Source organism: Streptomyces sp. NPDC054047, assembly GCF_055585065.1.
This window is the reverse complement of sequence record NZ_JBVJKV010000012.1, coordinates 232633-249547: the sequence shown is the minus strand read 5'-3', so window position 1 is coordinate 249547 and position 16915 is coordinate 232633. Positions and strand designations below refer to the sequence as shown.

Annotated in this window: 16 protein-coding genes; 8 read left to right on the top strand and 8 right to left on the bottom strand. The window is 71.7% G+C overall.

The genetic code is table 11. From position 1 onward, the window contains the following. Positions 1-272 precede the first annotated feature (272 nt). The 3 genes from ACZ6ZP_RS35165 to ACZ6ZP_RS35155 all read left to right on the top strand — a co-directional run bounded on the left by ACZ6ZP_RS35165 (position 273) and on the right by ACZ6ZP_RS35155 (position 3430). Positions 273-920, top strand: a complete 648-nt coding sequence (locus tag ACZ6ZP_RS35165) for a bifunctional DNA primase/polymerase (protein ID WP_351162671.1) — start codon at positions 273-275, stop codon at positions 918-920. Between the two features lie 105 nt (positions 921-1025). Beyond that, entirely contained in the window at positions 1026-1820 is a 795-nt protein-coding gene (locus ACZ6ZP_RS35160; RefSeq protein ID WP_351162669.1) for an ABC transporter ATP-binding protein, read from the top strand. Beyond that, positions 1817-3430: a transporter gene (locus ACZ6ZP_RS35155; RefSeq protein ID WP_351162667.1), complete on the top strand. Its 1614-nt coding sequence runs from the start codon at positions 1817-1819 to the stop codon at positions 3428-3430. The genes ACZ6ZP_RS35160 and ACZ6ZP_RS35155 overlap by 4 nt, the downstream gene beginning before the upstream one ends. 300 nt (positions 3431-3730) lie before the next feature. Here ACZ6ZP_RS35155 and ACZ6ZP_RS35150 read toward each other — a convergent pair whose 3' ends face one another. Further along, on the bottom strand, positions 3731-4252 hold the full coding sequence (locus ACZ6ZP_RS35150; RefSeq protein WP_469409846.1) for a hypothetical protein: 522 nt from the start codon (positions 4250-4252) through the stop codon (positions 3731-3733). Beyond that, positions 4249-4569: an HNH endonuclease gene (locus ACZ6ZP_RS35145; protein ID WP_469409844.1), complete on the bottom strand. Its 321-nt coding sequence runs from the start codon at positions 4567-4569 to the stop codon at positions 4249-4251. Before ACZ6ZP_RS35145 ends, ACZ6ZP_RS35150 begins: the two co-directional genes overlap by 4 nt. A gap of 387 nt (positions 4570-4956) precedes the next feature. On the opposite strand from ACZ6ZP_RS35145, the gene ACZ6ZP_RS35140 reads away from it, so the two are divergent. After that, positions 4957-6330, top strand: coding sequence for a PAS domain-containing protein (locus ACZ6ZP_RS35140; protein ID WP_366462298.1), 1374 nt, complete (start codon positions 4957-4959; stop codon positions 6328-6330). A gap of 723 nt (positions 6331-7053) precedes the next feature. Here ACZ6ZP_RS35140 and ACZ6ZP_RS35135 read toward each other — a convergent pair. The 4 genes from ACZ6ZP_RS35135 to ACZ6ZP_RS35120 are packed head-to-tail and all read right to left on the bottom strand — an operon-like array spanning position 7054 to position 10545. Further along, positions 7054-8271, bottom strand: a complete 1218-nt coding sequence (locus ACZ6ZP_RS35135; protein ID WP_351162661.1) for an ABC transporter permease — start codon at positions 8269-8271, stop codon at positions 7054-7056. Next, positions 8268-8999: an ABC transporter ATP-binding protein gene (locus ACZ6ZP_RS35130; protein ID WP_399981305.1), complete on the bottom strand. Its 732-nt coding sequence runs from the start codon at positions 8997-8999 to the stop codon at positions 8268-8270. Before ACZ6ZP_RS35130 ends, ACZ6ZP_RS35135 begins: the two co-directional genes overlap by 4 nt. After that, positions 8996-10063 (bottom strand): peptidoglycan-binding protein, encoded by a 1068-nt coding sequence (locus ACZ6ZP_RS35125; protein ID WP_469409841.1) that lies wholly within the window; start codon positions 10061-10063, stop codon positions 8996-8998. Before ACZ6ZP_RS35125 ends, ACZ6ZP_RS35130 begins: the two co-directional genes overlap by 4 nt. After that, positions 10060-10545: a hypothetical protein gene (locus ACZ6ZP_RS35120; RefSeq protein ID WP_361466106.1), complete on the bottom strand. Its 486-nt coding sequence runs from the start codon at positions 10543-10545 to the stop codon at positions 10060-10062. The genes ACZ6ZP_RS35125 and ACZ6ZP_RS35120 overlap by 4 nt, the downstream gene beginning before the upstream one ends. Before the next feature lie 140 nt (positions 10546-10685). On the opposite strand from ACZ6ZP_RS35120, the gene ACZ6ZP_RS35115 reads away from it, so the two are divergent. Next, entirely contained in the window at positions 10686-11354 is a 669-nt protein-coding gene (locus tag ACZ6ZP_RS35115) for a response regulator transcription factor (protein WP_351162653.1), read from the top strand. A gap of 182 nt (positions 11355-11536) precedes the next feature. Then, positions 11537-12706 (top strand): sensor histidine kinase, encoded by a 1170-nt coding sequence (locus ACZ6ZP_RS35110; protein ID WP_366462335.1) that lies wholly within the window; start codon positions 11537-11539, stop codon positions 12704-12706. A gap of 50 nt (positions 12707-12756) precedes the next feature. Here ACZ6ZP_RS35110 and ACZ6ZP_RS35105 read toward each other — a convergent pair whose 3' ends face one another. After that, a complete protein-coding gene (locus tag ACZ6ZP_RS35105) occupies positions 12757-13521 on the bottom strand; it encodes an SIS domain-containing protein (protein ID WP_351162651.1) in 765 nt (254 codons plus the stop codon). A gap of 228 nt (positions 13522-13749) precedes the next feature. Here ACZ6ZP_RS35105 and ACZ6ZP_RS35100 point away from each other — a divergent pair, with 228 nt between their 5' ends. Both ACZ6ZP_RS35100 and ACZ6ZP_RS35095 read left to right on the top strand, forming a co-directional pair. Beyond that, positions 13750-14442: a metal-dependent transcriptional regulator gene (locus ACZ6ZP_RS35100; RefSeq protein WP_351162649.1), complete on the top strand. Its 693-nt coding sequence runs from the start codon at positions 13750-13752 to the stop codon at positions 14440-14442. Between the two features lie 611 nt (positions 14443-15053). Further along, on the top strand, positions 15054-15917 hold the full coding sequence (locus tag ACZ6ZP_RS35095; protein ID WP_351162647.1) for an alpha/beta fold hydrolase: 864 nt from the start codon (positions 15054-15056) through the stop codon (positions 15915-15917). Positions 15918-15933: 16 nt separating this feature from the next. On the opposite strand, the gene pdxH is transcribed toward ACZ6ZP_RS35095, so the two are convergent. Beyond that, positions 15934-16590, bottom strand: coding sequence for a pyridoxamine 5'-phosphate oxidase (pdxH, locus tag ACZ6ZP_RS35090; protein ID WP_351162645.1), 657 nt, complete (start codon positions 16588-16590; stop codon positions 15934-15936). Positions 16591-16915 lie beyond the last annotated feature (325 nt).

Genomic DNA, 16915 nt, shown 5'->3' with positions numbered 1-16915 from the left:
TTCATCTGGACGGAGGGGCCGGAATCAGCCACCCCAGATGATCAATGCCCTTGGAACAAACGGAAGATGCACCACAAACGGACGATAAGTCAGTAACTGGGCTTCTTCGGAGTGCCTCACACTTGGCTACCCGCACATGGAACCCATTCCCCATGCGCGCCCCCGCCCGTGCACCCATGCGCCCCACATGCAGGATCGATGCTCCGCCCCCGCGCACGCGACAGCCGTAACCGTAGGTGTCGGGCGGAGTTGAGAAGTCCGTGGAAGAGACCATGGGAGTCACGTCAGCCGCGCACATCCCGAAGCAGCGCGGAGAATCCTTGCTGGACACGGCCGTGCGATACGCGGAAGAGCGCCACTGGGACGTGTTCCCGGGGACGTGGCTCGAGTCCGTCGAGGGGGCCGAAATCTGCTCGTGCGGTGACACCGCGTGCACGACGCCCGGTTCGCACCCGGCGCGCGAGGACTGGGCGACACAGGCGACGGGGAGCGCGACCGTCGCACGGCGGCTGTGGAACAAGCAGCCGAAGTCGTCGATCCTGCTGCCCACGGGCCGCACGTTCGACGCCATCGACGTGCCCGAGACGGCCGGGTTCCTCGCCCTCGCCCGCATGGAACGGATGGAGCTGACGCTCGGTCCCGTCACCTGCACGCCCGACCGCCGCATGCAGTTCTTCGTCCTGCCCGGCGCCACCGCGAAGGTCCCCGACCTCGTCCGCAAGCTGGGCTGGCCGCCGGCCGCGATCGACCTCCTGACCCTGGGCGAGGGGGCGTACGTGGCGGCCCCGCCGACCCGCTTCGGCGCGTCCGGCGCGGTGCAGTGGGCGTGCCGCCCCACCGCGGCCAACCGGTGGCTCCCGGACGCCGAGGAGATCATCTCGCCGCTGGCGTACGCCTGCGGTCGCGAGGCGCGGAGGTAGACATCACGGGGGCGCAGACACCGGACGGGCTGGAAATCCAGCCCGTCCGACTTCTGTCCCCCTCGCCGACGTATCGTGCGGAAACGGCGACGAAAGGCGGGCACCGTGACCGAGGCAGCACCGGCGGAAGCACCCGCCGCGGTACGGGTGCAGGGGCTGTGGAAGGCCTTCGGCCAGCAGATCGCCGTCGCCGGGATCGATCTCACCCTCCCCGCGGGCAAGTTCATCGGCCTCGTCGGCCCGAACGGCGCCGGGAAGACCACCACCCTCTCCATGGTCACCGGCCTCCTCCGCCCCGACCGGGGCACGGTCGAGGTCGTCGGCCACGACGTCTGGTCCGACCCCGTCCAGGTCAAGGCCCGCATCGGCGTCCTGCCCGAAGGACTGCGCCTCTTCGAGCGCCTCTCCGGGCGCGAACTCCTCGCCTACACCGGGCGGCTGCGCGGCCTGCCCGGCGACGAGGTCGACAAGAGGGCCACCCAGCTCATGGACGTACTCGACCTCGCGGGCTCCCAGCACAAACTGGTCGTCGACTACTCGACCGGCATGCGCAAGAAGATCGGCCTCGCCGCGGCCCTGCTCCACAACCCCGAAGTCCTCTTCCTCGACGAGCCCTTCGAAGGCGTCGACCCGGTCTCCGCGCAGACCATCCGCGGCGTCCTGGAGCGCTACACCGCCTCCGGCGCGACCGTCGTCTTCTCCTCCCACGTCATGGAACTCGTCGAATCGCTCTGCGACTGGGTCGCCGTGATGGCCGCGGGACGCATCCGCGCCCAGGGCACCCTCGCCGAAGTGCGCGGCGACGCGCCCTCGCTCCAGCAGGCGTTCCTCGAACTGGTCGGCGCGGGCGGCCGCGACACCGGATCGCACCTCGACTGGCTGGGCGGCGGCACCCGATGAGCACGGCACCCACGGCCGTGCCCGCACCCGCCCCCTCCATCACCCCCGTCTTCGTACGCCTGAAGCTCTCCCTCCTGCGCAACGGCCTGCACCAGTCGACCGGCCGCCGCGCCGCCTACATCGCCTCCGTCGTCGCCGCGCTCCTCGTCGCCGCCCTCCAGCTCCTCGGTCTGATCGCGCTGCGCGGCAACGAACACGCCGCCACCGTCTCCGTCCTGCTCACTGCGGTGCTCGCGCTCGGCTGGGCGGTGATGCCGCTGTTCTTCCCCAGCGGCGACGAGACCCTCGACCCCACCCGCCTGGTGATGCTGCCACTGCGACCACGCCCCCTGGTGCGCGCCCTGCTCGTGGCGTCCCTGGTCGGCATCGGGCCGCTCTTCACCCTCTGCCTCGCCCTCGGCTCGGTCATCTCCCTCGCCCACGGCGCGGCGGCGGCCGTCACCGGAGTCCTGGCCATCGCCCTGACCCTGCTCGTCTGCGTGGCCCTGGCGCGCACCGTCGCCGCCGCCAATATCCGGCTGCTGACCAGCCGCAAGGGGCGCGATCTGGCCGTTCTGAGCGGCCTGGTCATCGCGGTCGGCGCGCAGGTCGTCAACTTCGGTGCGCAGCGGCTCGGTTCGTCGGGCCTCTCCCGGCTCGACCCGGCGGCGGACGTCGTCGGCTGGCTCCCGCCCGCCTCCGCCATCGCCGCCGTCGACGCGGTGAGCGAGGGCTCGTACGCCACCGGGATCGCCCGACTCGCCCTGAGCGCCGCCGCCCTCTTCGCCCTGCTCGCCCTCTGGCAGCGCAGCCTCACCCACCTGATGACGACCCCCGACGGCTCGACGCTCGCGGCGGCGGAACCCACCAGGGCCCGCTCCACGCGCGGCCTGGGCGCGCTGCTGCCCGGCGGACGCACCGGCACGGTCATGGAGCGCAGCCTGCGCTACGTGTGGCGCGACCCGAAGACGAAGGCCGCCTGGGTCACGTCCCTGGCCATCGGCCTCATCGTGCCGCTCTTCAACGCCCTGCAGGGCACCGGGTCGATCTACTTCGCGTGCTTCGCGGCGGGGATGCTCGGCGTCCTGATGTACAACCAGTTCGGCCAGGACACGTCGGCGTTCTGGATGGTCGCGATGACCATCTCCTCGACGTACGACGCCTACATCGAACTCCGCGCCCGCGCCCTGGCACTCCTGGTGATCACCCTCCCGTACGCGACGCTGGTGACGGTCGTCACGGCGGCGGTGCTCGGCGACTGGACCGGCCTGCCGGAGGGGCTCGGCCTCTCCTTCGCCCTGCTCGGCGCGATGCTGGCGACGGGCGCCTGGTCGTCGGCGCGCTTCCCCTACTCGATCCCGCAGGAGGGCTACAAGAACGTGGCCCCCGGGCAGGCGGGCCTGGCCTGGATCTCGATCTTCGGCGGAATGGTCGCCGCGGCCCTGCTCTGCGCCCCGGTGCTCGCCTTCACCATCTGGCTGCACGTCTCGGGGTCGAGCTCATGGTCCTGGGTGCTGCTGCCGCTCGGCGGGGCGTACGGAGCGGTGATCACCTACGGCGGCCTGCGGCTCGCGGCGCCGAGGGTGGCGAGGCGGCTGCCGGAGATCCTGACGGCGGTCAGCAAGGGCTGACGGATACGGATACGGGCCCGGCGGGTCTGGTCCCGGGGGAACGCAGACGACCCGCGAGCCGTGGTTCCCGCCGTACGAGACGGCGGGAAGCCGGCCGGACTCACCGGCGGCTCGCGGGTCGGGTGACTGCTTGGGATTGGGCCGGTCGCACGCACATCACACGTGCTGGTCCGGCGCCGAAATCGAGTTGCGACGACGGGCCACTAGCCCGCAGTCACCTCACGCGTCCGGTTTCCATACATCTGCCGAACCACCTCCTCTCCGTGATGCCTCACAGCCTAGGAACCGGATCGGTTCGGCTCAACCGGTTTTTCGAGAAGCCGGCGATACGGGCTCCGGCCGTGTCTCGTAGGCGTATCCGTCGCCACGCTGAATCAGCCGCAGATTCCGGTGAGAGACGTTGATCCGCCCCATCGGCGTGGTGAGACTGTGCTGCCCCCTGGCCCGTACGGAGATGCGTCCGTGCCAGGTGCCCGCCCATTTTCCCGTGGTCACGGAAGCCCGTACGAGATCCCCGGTGACGTATCCGAAATGCCGCTTGGCCCGCGGCCGTCGAAGCCTGGGAAAGCCGAATCGGTCGGGAGTGGTCCGGGCGTAGGAGCCTCGCCCGGTGGCCTTCACGACCAGAACGCGAGCAGGCACCCGGACGATCCTGCCGCCGTGCTCGCGATCCAGGTCACCGACGGCGAGGGCATCGATGGTGTGGGTCTTGCCGAGCCCCGTCGCCATGCGGTTCCGATGCGTGCGGCCGCCCGGCCAGGCATGCACGGGCGGGCCGATGACGCCCAGTGCCGCGATGAGCTGTCGACGGGTCGAGTTCATGACGGCGGCGTCATGCAGAGGCGTCCGGGCCTGCGCGAGGATCTCCGCCAGACGGTCCGGCCTGTGGGCAAGGAAGACGTCGACGGGTGTGCTGCCCTGGCCTGGTTGCAGGGGGCGCATGCCGGCACCAGGTGGGAGATCCTGCTGGAGCCGCCGCGGCTGATGGGGTGGACGTGGTCGATGTTCAGGGGCACGCCGGTTGCTCCGCAGTAGGCACAGGCTCTGCCCCAGGTGGCGAGCAAGTGTGCGCGAGCGTCGGTTCCGGCGAGTGTGCCGTGTTGATACTCGGCCCCTCTGAGCTGCTTGCCCGTGCTCATGGAGTGGGAGGCGAAGGGCGCCTTCCTTTGACCTGGTGGTCTTGATGACTCGGGCTGATCACTCGGCCTGCTCGTACGACGAGACAGGTTCGGGCCGTGGCCGAGGAGCGAGTGCTCTCCCTCGTGTGTAGCGTCGCCGACGCCAGCGATCACTCGTCTCCCGGGCAGCTGGATCTCTTGCCGCCATCCATTTGTGCGAATCTTTGGACGTGCGTCTGATTCTGGGCACCGTGCCCCGCTCCTCGCATTTGGGGGCAACGATTTCGTCCAACTTCCGGGAAGTACCTGTGGGCTGCGTCACGTTCGAGTTCAATGATCTGACGTGCGGTACACGCGGAACTCGCAGAAGTTGCAGCTCATGAGGACACGGCCTGCAGGGGGTGCCAGGTGAGTGCTTCCCGGCGTAGCGGAACCACCGATGAGCTCGGGCCTGAAGAGCCCGAGCCCGGTGGGGCCGAATTGCTCGCGGCATTGCTGGACGGGATGGACGCCGCCCTGTGCGCGTTCGACGCCGATGGGGTGGTGACGCACTGGAATCGTGAGGCCGAGCGGATTCTCGGGTGGTCGGCGGCGGAGGCCGTCGGGCGGCGGGGGTTCGCGGGGTGGGCGGTGCGGACGGCCGACGCCGAGGAGGTCGAGGCGCGGCTCCTGTCGGCCATGGAGGCGCACGGGCGGCAGGTGCACGAGTTCGCGCTCCTGACGAAGGACGGCGGGCGGGTGCTCGTGCGGACCCAGTCCGCGGCCGTGCGGGGCGGGGACGGGAAGCCTTCCGGGGTGTACTGCGCGTTCAGCGAGGTGCACGCCCAGATCGACCTGGAGCGGTCCATCGCGCTGAGCGAGGCCCTGTTCGAGAACGCGTCGTGGGGTGTGGTGCTCGTCGACGCCGATCTCCGTCCCGCCGTGGCGAACGAACATGCGGCGCGGGCCCTGGGGATGGGGCGTACGGCCTTGCTGGGGCGCCCTCTCGGGGAGTTGCTCGGGCAGGGCGTGGAGGAGCTGGAGAGCGCGCTGAGCCATGTGCTCGCCGAGGGTGCGCCGCCCGCGCCCGCCGAGATGTGGGTGTCCGTGCGGGCCACGGAGAGCGGTGAGCCGGAGCGGCGTTGCTGGCGCAGCGGCTTTCTGCGGCTCGCGTCGCCGCTGGCGGAGGAGCCGGTGCCGCTGGGGGTCGGCTGGCTCTTCCTGGACGTCACGGAGGCCAAGCAGACCGAGCAGGACGCGGCGCAACTGCGCTTCCGCTCGCAGCAGTTGCACCGGGCGGCGCGGGCCGCGGGCGAGTGCGAGGACCCGACGGAGGCGGCCACGGTCCAGCTGGACTTCGCGCTCGCCGGGTTCGCCGACCATGCGCTGATCGACTTGGTGGCGGGTGACGAGGACCCGGTGCGGCTCGTACGCGCCGCCGCCACGCCCGCGGGGGCGCCGGGGCCGTGCCTGCCGGTGGCCAAGGCGGGGCTTCCCGTTCGCTATCTGGAGGGCCACCCGGCCCCGCAGTGCGTGGAGCGGGTGGGTTCCGTACGGGCCAGCGCGGGGACGGCGCCGCCCGAGCGCGCCCGGGAGTGGGCGGCGGCCCGGCAGTGGCCGGAGGACTCCGTGCACGCGTTGTGCGCGGTGCTGCGGAGCAGGGGGCGGACGTTGGGGGTGGTGACGTTCCTGCGGGGGGCGAGCCGTACGCAGTTCGAGCGGGCGGATGCGACGTACGCGGAGAGCGTCGCAGCGAGGGTTGCGGCCTCGCTTGACCTGGCGAAAGCCCTGGACGCCGGCTGACGCCCCTGCGGGGGGCGGGGTGACGCCCCCCCTGCCGGGGGGGGTGCGGGGTGACGCCCCTGCCGGGGGGTGCGGGCTACGCCGTTGCCGGGGGTGGGTGCGGGCTGGCGCCCCTGCGGGGGCGCCTTTGCGGGGGCGCCTTGCGGGGGTGCCGTTGCGGGGGCGCCATTGCGGGGGTGCCATTGCGGGGGTGCTTTCAAGGCCGCCGCTTCGCGGCGGATCTTTCCCGCCCACCCACCCGATTGCCCCGCGGCGCATCGGGTGGGCAACGATCTGCCGCCGGGTGAACGGGTGGGCGGGCGGGGAGAATCCGCCGCGAAGCGGCGGGCCAGGACCCGCCGGCCGAACCGGCCAGGCCACACAGAGACCCCAGGACCATCCGCCCACCAGCCAGGCCACGCAGAGGCCCAAGGACCGTCCGCCCACCCGGCAAGGAGGCCGCGCAGAGGCCCAGGGATCGTTCGCCCACCCGTCAGGGGCCACGCAGCGGCCAAGGCACCGTCCGCCCACCCGGCAAGGGCCACGCAGCGGCCAAGGCACCGTCCGCCCACCCGGCAAGGAGGCCGCGCAGAGGCCCAGGGATCGTTCGCCCACCCGGCAGGGGCCACGCAGCGGCCAAGGCACCGTCCGCCCACCCGGCAAGGGCCACGCAGCGGCCAAGGCACCGTCCGCCCACCCGGCAAGGGGGCCACGCAGGGCCCCAAACACCGCCAGCCCGGCCGGCTAGGCCGCGTGCAGTGCCAGTGTTGGGGAGAGCCTCGCCGCCCGTACCGCCGGGTACAGGCCCGCCACCGTACCGATCACCAGCGTCGCGCCGAAGCCCCCGCTCACCGCCCACAGCGGGACGACCCAGGGGAGCCCGCCCGAGACCGCGTACGCGCCCGTCGCCGCCGCGCCGAGCGCGATCCCGGCCAGGCCGCCGAGCCCGGACAGCATCAGGGACTCCGTCACGAACTGGATCCGGATCTGCCCCTTCGTCGCGCCCATCGAGCGCCGCAGGCCTATCTCGTACCGCCTCTCCAGGACCGAGATGATCATGGTGTTGGCTACTCCGACCCCTCCCACCAGCAGCGCGATCCCGCCGAGGCCGAGCAGCAGCGTGGAGAACGCCCCCTCCGTCGCCGCCTTCGCCTTGAGCGCCGACGACGGGTCCGTCACCTGGACGTTGCGCGGGTTCTCCGGGTCGATCGAGGCCGCGAGCAGGTCCCGGACCTCGTGCACCGAGGCGTCGGTCGACCGCTCGTACACCGACGTCGGACGGCCGTCGAAGCCCAGCTCGCTCTGCGCCGCCTCCCAGCCCACCAGGGCCGAGCGCTCCACGTCGGGCGAGAGCGGCAGCGGGTCGAGGATGCCGACGACCGTGAAGTACCGGTCGTCCACCCAGACCTGCTGGCCCGGCTCCGTGATGCCGAGGCGGTCGGCGGCGACATGGCCGAGGACGATCGACGGGTAGCGGCTGTTGGCCGCGTTGAACCACGTGCCGTGCCCCATCTCGCCGCGCAGCACCTTCAGGAGGCCCTCGGTCGTGGCCTTGACGGAGATGCCGCCGGTCTCGTCCTCGGGGATCTTCTCGCTGCGCCGCACGCTGCGTTCGAGGTCGCCGGTCGCGCCGACGTCCTGGACGCCCTTCACCCGGGAGACCCGGCCCGCCGCGTCGCGCGGGAGCACCACCTTCTCGCCGGAGAACATGGGCTCCCCCGGCGATGCCACCAGCATGTTCGTGCCCAGTTCATCCAACTCCCGCATGAGTTGGGCCTTGCTCGACGACGAGATGCCTACCACCGCGATCATCGTGGCGATGCCTATCGCGATCCCGAGCGCGGACAGCACGACCCGCACGGGACGGCTGCGCAGCCCCGCCGAGCCGACGTGCAGGACGTCCCGCGGCCCGAGCCGCGCCGCCTTCAGCCGCGTACTCCTGATCTTCTTCGTACGGATCATCCGGCGAGCACCCCCGAACCGGCACCGGTTCCGGCGCCGGAGCCGGAGCCGGCCGCGGCGCGGACGTCCGCCACCACCCGCCCGTCCCGGATCCGCACCTGCCGCGGCAGCCGCTCCGCGATCTCCGCGTCGTGCGTGATGACGGCGATGGTCGCGCCCTCCGCGTTGAGATCGTGGAGCAGCTCCATCACCGCCTCGCCGGACGCCGAGTCCAACGCCCCGGTCGGTTCGTCCGCCAGGAGCAGGTCCGGCGCCCCGACCACCGCGCGCGCGATGGCCACGCGCTGCTTCTGGCCGCCGGAGAGTTCGTGCGGGCGGTGCCTCATGCGGTCCGCGAGGCCGACCCGGTCGAGGGCTTCGGCGGCCCGCGCGCGACGCTCGCCCCGCGAGAGGCCCGAGTACAGGAGCCCCTCCGCCACGTTGTCCCGCGCGCTGATCCCCGGCACCAGGTGGAACGCCTGGAAGACGAAGCCGATGTGCCGTGCGCGCAGCGCGGAGAGGCTGCGGTCGGCGAGCGTGGCGACATCGTGTCCGGCGATCGCCACCGAGCCCTCCGATGGGCGGTCCAGGGTGCCGATGATGTGCAGCAGCGTCGACTTGCCGGACCCGGACGGGCCGACGATGGCGAGGAGTTCGCCCTCCTCCACCCTCAGGTCCACGCCGCGCAGGGCGGCGACCCCGCCCGGGTACTCCTTGGTGACCCCGCCCAACTCCACGACGGCGCTCATATCTTGGGCACCCCGACCTTCATGCCGTCCCGCAAGCCGCCCCCGGTGACCTCGACGCGCCCCTGCCCGAACATGCCGAGCTGGACCTTCACCTGGCGGGCGCGGCCGTTCTCCACGACCTGGACGCCGTAGCCGCCGCCGGGCAGCGCGAGCAGCGCGTTGACGGGGACGGAGAGGACGTCCTCGCGGGTCTCTCCGGTGAGGTTGACCGTGACCGGGGACTGGTCGAAGCCGTCGACCTTGCCGGGGTCGTCGAAGGACACCGTCACCGGGATCTTGGGGGTCTTGTCGGCCGGGTCGTCGCCCGGCTTGGCGGTCCTGCCGACGGAGGCGACCTCGCCCTTGGCCGTCGTGCCGTCCGGCAGGTCCACGGTGACCTTGGTGCCCACCTTGGCGAGCTTCCCCTCGGCGACGTCGAGCCGGAAACGTACGACGCGTTCGGAACCGGTCGTGCCGAGCACCGGTCTGCCCGGTGCCACCTGGTCGCCGACGGCCGAGTCGGTGGACTTCACGCGGACGCCGCCCGGCGAGAAGGCGATCTGGCCGGGCCCGACGCGGCCCGTCTGCTTCTCGTCGTGCGCCTTCTGCCACTGCTTGACGGCGGCGGCCGTACCCGCCGTGTACGCCTCGTCGACGGCGAGCCCGGCCCCGTACCCGAGCGCCTGGAGGTTCTCTTCCAGCTGCCGTACGTCGTTGCCCTCGTCGCCCGTCTTGAGCGTGCGGTACATGGGTTCGGTGCCGTACATGAGACGCACCGGGACGCCGTTGACCTCGTACAGGCGTCCGTCGCGTGTGACGGTCGAACCACTGCCCGTGGACCACGTCAGGGTTCCGGTGGTGCCCGCGTTGATCTTGCGTTCCTTGGCGTAGCCGAGGGTGCCGTCGGTCTGGGTGCCGCTGCTGAGGTCGCCGCGTTCGACGGGGGCGGTGGCGGGCGGGAGTCCCGTGTCCTGGCTCACCGACGTGTCCTTGCCGTTGTCGGCGAGCGCGGTGACGGCGACGCCGCCGCCGGTGACGGCGAGCAGGGCCACGACGGTGGCGACGACGGCGGTGCGGCGCCTCACGCGACGATGTCCTTGCACGCCTCGGCGGCCTTCTCCATCTTCTTCGCCTCGGCGCCCTTGGGAATCTTCTGTGCCTCCATCGCGCCGCCGTCGAACTTCGGGTCGGGCATGTCGAAGCCGTTCTCGCGCATGCAGCGGGCGTACTTGAGCATCTTGTCCTTGTCGGCCTGCGAGACCGATCCGCCGCCCGACCTGCCGTTCTTGCCGGTGCACTCCTTCATGGCGGCCTCCATCTTCTCCTTGCTCAGGTCGCCGCCGATGGTGATCCCTCGGGTGTCCTCGCCCGCCTTGGGCTCGGGCACCTTGAGGCCGTGCTTGCGCAGGCACTCGCGCTCCTTGAAGGCGGCGTCGGCCTGCTTGCCCTTGCCTCCGTCGGCCTTGTCCTGGCTGCTGTCGCCGCCGCCGGACGAGCAGGCCCCGGCGAACAGGGCGAGTGCGGCGAACCCCGATGCGATGGCTCCTGAGCGCGTACGAGTCCTCATGACGTCCCCTTCACTGGTCGCGTGGTCGCGTGGTCGCGTTGTCACGTCGTCGCGCACAGGCTCGCGGGAAGGGGGGTTTCGTTTCTCTCAACGGAGACGCTTACACCGACGAAAGGTGCACTTCAGGTACACAGGGCCGCATGCGCGTACTGCTGGTGGAGGACGAGGAATTCCTGGCCGAGATGATCGCCGACGGGCTGCGCCGCGACGCGCTCGCGGTCGACGTCGCGGCCGACGGTCTGACGGCGCTGCGCAAGCTCCAGCTCGGCGAGTACGACGTCGTGGTCCTGGACCGGGACCTGCCGGGCCTGCACGGCGACGAGGTGTGCCGCAGGGTGGTGGGCCAACGCCTGCTCACCCGCGTCCTGATGCTGACGGCGTCGGCCACGGTCCGCGACCGGGTGGCGGGCCTGGGTCTGGGCGCCGACGACTACCTGACCAAGCCCTTCGCGTACGACGAACTCCTCGCCCGCGTCCTGGCCCTCGGCCGCCGCACGCGCCCCGCGCTGCCGCCGGTGATCGAACGCGCGGGTCTGGTCCTGGACACGGCCCGCCGCCAGGCCAGCCGCGACGGCCGCCATCTGGCGCTCTCCCGCAAGGAGTTCGCGGTCCTGGAGGCGCTGCTGCGGGCGGAGGGCGCGGTGGTCAGCGGCGACGACCTGATCGAACAGGTCTGGGAGGAGGACACCAGCTACCGCACGAACGCGGTCCGCGTCACCCTCTCCAAACTCCGCACCAAGCTGGGCGACCCGCCGGTGGTGGAGACGGTCCCGGGCGCGGGCTACCGGATCACGGGCTGGTCGGCGTGAGGCGCCTCGGAAAGGGGCGCCTCGGAAAGGGGCGCTCCGGAAAGGGGCGCTTCGACGAGGAGCACTCCGGCACGGGGCGCGCCGGTAAGGGGCACTCCGGCAAGGGGCGCTCCGGAGGCCGTGGCTTCCGCTTCGGCGGCCTCGGCAGCGAGCGGGCCCGTCTCACCGCCCTCTACGGCGGCATGCTCGTCCTCGCGGGCGGGCTGCTCACCGGGCTCGTCTACTTCCTCGTACGGCAGGGTCTGTACTCCTCGATCAGCACCGCCGTCACCACCGCCGTCCCCGCCCGGCGGCTGAGCCCGCCCTGGCGGATGCCCACCCCGGCCCCGTCGGCTTCGGTCGCCAGGGCGTTGCCCGCCGACGGCGTCACGGCCACCGACATCACGCAGGGGCTCGCCGTCACGAAGATCAGCGATGTCGCCGAGCAGGCGGCCCTGAGCCGGCTGCTCACCGTCTCCGTCATCGTGCTGTTCGCGTACGCGGCGCTCTCCATCCTGCTGGCCTGGTGGATGGCGGGCCGCGTCCTGCACCCGGTGTCCGTGATCACCGGCACCGCGCGGCGCCTGTCCGGCGAGAACCTGCACGAGCGGATCGCGCTCGACGCCCCGCCCGGCGAGCTGAAGCAGCTGGCCGACACCTTCGACGAGATGCTCGGGCGGATAGAACAACTGGTCAGCGCGCAGCAGCGGTTCGCCGCCAACGCCGCGCACGAGCTGCGCACCCCGCTCGCGGTCCAGCGGGCCGCCGCCGAGATCGGTCTCGCCGGTGAGCCCGACGCGCGGCAGGTGGCCCGCATCCGTACGAAACTGATCTCCGTGGCCGACGACAGCGAGCGGCTGATCGAGGGGCTGCTGCTCCTGGCCACGTCGGAGCGGGGGCTGGAGCGGCGTGAGCCCATCGCCGTGGACGTCGTCGCCGACGCGGTGGCGGAAGGGCTCGCGGGCCTGGCCGCCGAGCGGGACGTCACGCTCCACCTGCGCGCCGAGCCGCTCACCGTGCACGGCGACGGGGTGCTCCTGGACCGCCTGGTGCACAACCTGGTGGCGAACGCCGTGCACTACAACGTCAAGGGCGGCCGGGTGGAGGTGCGCACGGGGCCGGACGGCATCGAGGTCACCAACACCGGGCCCGTCGTCCCGCCGGACACCGTCCCGCACCTCTTCGAGCCCTTCCGGCGCCTTCGGGAACGTACCCACGCGCGCGGGGAGGGCGCGGGCCTCGGCCTGTCCATCGTCGACGCGATCGCCCGCGCACACGGGGCGCAGACGACCGCGGAGGCGAACGGGGAGGGGGGAGGGCTCAGCGTGCGGGTGCGCTTCCCCACGGGGCCACAGGGACCTCAGGGGCGGTAGAGCTCAGGGCGGTAGAACTCAGGAGCGGCAGAGCTCAGCGGCGGCAGAGCTCATCGGCGGTAGAAGATCCGGTCTCCGTACTCCTCGAACACCTTGCCGTTCCAGTCGTGCCCGCCGTCCACGTTCCCCGACCGCAGCAGCGGGGGCTGGATCCCCCGCCCCGCCAGAGCCTCGACGGCCGTCGCCATCATCGCCTGCATGATCGCGTTCGTGACGACGCTGGAGGCGGGCCCGAAGGGCGCGTCCACCGAGTCGAGGCTGAGCTCCGCGTCACCGAGGGCGATCTTGGAGTCGATCACGACGTCGCAGTGGTCCTTCAGGAAGGTGCCGGACACGTGCCGCGACTTCGTCTCCGTCGCGTACGCCACCGACGTCACGCCGATGACCTTCAGGCCGAGCGCGCGGGCGTTCATCGCCATCTCCACGGGCAGCGAGTTGCGCCCGGAGAGCGAGATGATCACCAGTACGTCACCGGGGCGGGCCGGCGAGGAGTCCAGGACGGCGCCCGCGAGGCCGTCGACGCGCTCCAGGGCCGAGCCGAGCGTGGCGGGCATGACGTCGATGCCGACGACCCCGGGGACGGCGAGGAGGTTCATCAGGGCGAGGCCGCCCGCGCGGTAGACGACGTCCTGGGCGGCGAGCGAGGAGTGCCCGGCGCCGAATGCGAAGAGCCTGCCGCCCGCCTCGACCGCGTCGGCGAGCAGCGTGCCCGCCGCGTCGACGTTCCCGCCCTCCTCGTCGCGCACCCGCCCGAGCAGGCCGATCGCGGCGTCGATGTACTGACCGGCCAGCTTGCTCTCGCTCTTCGAGCCCATGCGCCGAGGAACCTTTCCGGGTACGTATGTCGTGTACGTATTTCCTGCACGTATTTCCCGTGTGCCGCGGATCACGGTGCGGTCTGGACCAGTGCCCTGTCAATACGGCCCGAGCACCCCGTCGAGGCCGCCATGGCCGGGATTTTCCACGGCGCGATCCGGTTGTCAGTGGTATGCGTCAGAATTGACGTCAGGGCCGGCCGCACGAGAGAAATCTGAGGGGCACCCATGTCGGGGCTTATTGACACCACTGAGATGTATTTGCGCACCATCCTCGAGCTGGAGGAGGAAGGTGTGGTCCCCATGCGCGCCCGGATCGCCGAGCGTCTCGACCAGAGCGGGCCGACGGTGAGCCAGACGGTCGCGCGCATGGAGCGCGACGGCCTGGTGGCGGTCGCGAGCGACCGGCACCTGGAGCTGACCGAGGAGGGCCGCAGGCTCGCCACCCGCGTGATGCGCAAGCACCGCCTCGCGGAGTGTCTCCTGGTCGACGTGATCGGCCTGGAGTGGGAGCAGGTCCACGCGGAGGCGTGTCGCTGGGAGCACGTGATGAGCGAGGCGGTGGAGCGCCGCGTCCTGGAGCTCCTGCGCCACCCCACCGAGTCTCCGTACGGCAACCCGATCCCGGGCCTGGAGGAGCTGGGCGAGAAGGACGGGGCCGACCCGTTCCTGGACGAGGGCATGGTCTCCCTCGCCGATCTCGACCCCGGCGCGGAGGGCAAGACCGTCGTGGTGCGCCGCATCGGCGAGCCGATCCAGACGGACGCCCAGCTGATGTACACGCTGCGGCGCGCGGGCGTGCAGCCCGGCTCCGTGGTGAGCGTGACGGAGTCCGCGGGCGGCGTGCTCGTGGGCAGCAGCGGTGAGGCCGCGGAGCTGGACACGGACGTCGCTTCGCACGTCTTCGTCGCCAAGCGCTGAGGTCGCAGGACCGGGCGCCGGCGCCCGCACCCCCGGGCAACGGCGGAATCCGGCTCCCGTTACCGGGAGTTCGCGTCAACTAGCGGTGCCTGCTGGACAGTTGTGAAGACTCCGGGATCGAATGGGGTCCAAGATTCAGTGTGCGGAATCGCAGCGCCCGGACGTTTTGCGTGCCAGGCTGTCGCGAGAGGCATATGACCTGAGGGCTCTTGACCATGTCGGCGCCGGGTCTGGCCGCCACGGCCGTGGGAGGGGGCAGGAGGATGTGCCCATCTGGTGAGCGGGAGCGTGTGCGCGAGCGGTGCGCGTCGGCATGTCCGGTGCGTGCGGAGGGCCCCGGCGCCCTTGAGCGCCGGGGCCTGTCCTCCCCTGTTCTGACCCGGAGCCCCGAGCTCCCAGGGTCATCCCCCTCGGACCGTCATCCCCGAGCGGCCCGCCTCCCGATGAAGATCTCCCCTCGGCAGCGACGGCCAATCCTTGAGCGTGGTCACTCGAACGAGGGGTGTTGCCGGCGATCTGGCCGCTTTCGAAAAAGAGTTCGATAGCGTGCGGGGGTGCGTGACAGAACCAGGCGTTCAGCCCGAGCGGATTCAAGGGGGGTGCCAGGAATCATGGTGCGGCGCATTGACGTGACGGGCGCGGGCGGCGTACGCCTCGCGGCCTGGGAGTTCGCCGATCCTCCCAAGTCCAGGGAGACCGACGGCCCGCCGGGAGGCGTGCTCTTACTGCACGGCTTGATGGGCCGGGCATCGCACTGGGCGGGCACCGCCCGCTGGCTCGCCGAGCGACATCGCGCGGTCGCACTCGACCAGCGCGCGCACGGGCAGAGCGACAAGCCCCCCGAGGGCCCCTTCACCCGCGATGCCTACGTGGACGACGCCGAGGCCGCGCTCGTCCAGCTCGGCCTCGCCCCCGCCGTCCTCATCGGCCACTCCATGGGAGCGCTCACCGCCTGGCAGCTCGCCGCGAAGCGCCCCGACCTCGTCCGCGCCCTGATCATCTGCGACATGCGGGCCTCCGCACTCGGCGCGGCCTCGCAGCGCGAGTGGGAGGACTGGTTCAAGGCCTGGCCCGTGCCCTTCGCCACGCTCGCCGACGTACGGAAGTGGTTCGGCGAGGACGATCCCTGGGTCGAGCGGCCCAATCCGTCGCGCGGCGAGTTCTTCGCCGAGGTGATGACCGAGGGCCCCGACGGCTGGCGCCCCGTCTTCGACCGCGACCAGATGCTGAAGTCCCGCGAGACGTGGGTGTACGACGCCCACTGGGAGGACCTGACCCAGGTCCAGTGCCCCGCCCTGGTCGTCCGCGGCCTGGACGGCGAGCTGGGCCGTGCCGAGTCCCAGGAAATGGTCCGGGTGCTGCCCCGCGGGGCGTACGCGGAGGTGGCCGACGCGGGCCACCTGGTGCACTACGACCAGCCGGAGGCCTGGCGCGAGGCGATCCAGCCGTTTCTGGACGGAGTCCTGACGGGCTAGGGCCGCCCGGCAGCGGTCACGGGCTGAGGCGCTCCACGGTCCAGCTCTCCCGCTCGCCGTGTGCGTAGCGCAGCCGGTCGTGCAGGCGGTTCGCCCTGCCCTGCCAGAACTCCACGCTCCGCGGCTCGACCCGGAAGCCGCCCCAGTGCGGCGGCGCGGGCACCTGCTCACCCTCCGGATAGCGCGCCGCCAAGTCGGCGTACGCGCGGTCCAGTTCGTCGCGCGTGGCGATGACCGACGACTGGGCGCTGGCCCAGGCGCCGAGCTGGGAGCCGTGCGGGCGGGTGCGGAAGTACGCCACGGTCTCCTCGCGGGCCACGCGCCGCGCCGTGCCCGTGACGATGACCTGGCGGGCCATCGGGTGCCAGGGGAAGAGCAGCGCGATGTTCGGGTTCCCGGCCAGTTCACGGGCCTTGCGGGACTCGTAGTTGGTGAAGAAGACGAAGCCGCGTTCGTCGTAGCCCTTGAGCAGGACCGTGCGCGAGCTGGGGCGGCCCTCGGCGTCCACCGTCGAGACGACCATGGCGTTCGGCTCGTGGAGCACGCCCGCGTCGGCCGCGGCCAGCGCCTGCGTGAACCAGAGCGAGAAGAGCTCGACGGGCGTGGCGGGCAGCTCCGACTCGACGAGCCCGTCCACGCCGTACTGCGCGCGTATGGCGGCAGGGTCGGACACGGGAGCGGCGGATGAGGAGGCTGGTGCGGAGGCTGATGCAGAGGCGGCGGCTCGATCGGTCACGCGGTCATCTTGCCGTATACGAAGGGGCGTCCGGCGGGCCGTCCCGCACCACGGAGAGGTGACGTGTGGCACTGAGTGCCGCATACCATCGCCAAGGGTGGCACCAAGGGATATCGTTCCGCTGCCGTATCGGTTGGGTGACCACCAGCCGCACGGGGCATCACCGGGATGACCGATCCGGACCGCGAGTCGAAGACCGGCAGCCGTCAGCGCACCGGCAGACCGCGGAACCGGACCGGACATGCCCACTTCTGACACATGG

Coding starts and splice junctions, on each gene's coding strand:
- ACZ6ZP_RS35165 (WP_351162671.1), top strand. CDS start 273: ATGGGAGTCACGTCAGCCGCGCACATCCCGAAGCAGCGCGGAGAATCC.
- ACZ6ZP_RS35155 (WP_351162667.1), top strand. CDS start 1,817: ATGAGCACGGCACCCACGGCCGTGCCCGCACCCGCCCCCTCCATCACC.
- ACZ6ZP_RS35150 (WP_469409846.1), bottom strand. CDS start 4,252: ATGAACTCGACCCGTCGACAGCTCATCGCGGCACTGGGCGTCATCGGC.
- ACZ6ZP_RS35145 (WP_469409844.1), bottom strand. CDS start 4,569: ATGAGCACGGGCAAGCAGCTCAGAGGGGCCGAGTATCAACACGGCACA.
- ACZ6ZP_RS35135 (WP_351162661.1), bottom strand. CDS start 8,271: ATGATCCGTACGAAGAAGATCAGGAGTACGCGGCTGAAGGCGGCGCGG.
- ACZ6ZP_RS35130 (WP_399981305.1), bottom strand. CDS start 8,999: ATGAGCGCCGTCGTGGAGTTGGGCGGGGTCACCAAGGAGTACCCGGGC.
- ACZ6ZP_RS35120 (WP_361466106.1), bottom strand. CDS start 10,545: ATGAGGACTCGTACGCGCTCAGGAGCCATCGCATCGGGGTTCGCCGCA.
- ACZ6ZP_RS35115 (WP_351162653.1), top strand. CDS start 10,686: ATGCGCGTACTGCTGGTGGAGGACGAGGAATTCCTGGCCGAGATGATC.
- ACZ6ZP_RS35110 (WP_366462335.1), top strand. CDS start 11,537: ATGCTCGTCCTCGCGGGCGGGCTGCTCACCGGGCTCGTCTACTTCCTC.
- ACZ6ZP_RS35105 (WP_351162651.1), bottom strand. CDS start 13,521: ATGGGCTCGAAGAGCGAGAGCAAGCTGGCCGGTCAGTACATCGACGCC.
- ACZ6ZP_RS35100 (WP_351162649.1), top strand. CDS start 13,750: ATGTCGGGGCTTATTGACACCACTGAGATGTATTTGCGCACCATCCTC.
- ACZ6ZP_RS35095 (WP_351162647.1), top strand. CDS start 15,054: ATGGTGCGGCGCATTGACGTGACGGGCGCGGGCGGCGTACGCCTCGCG.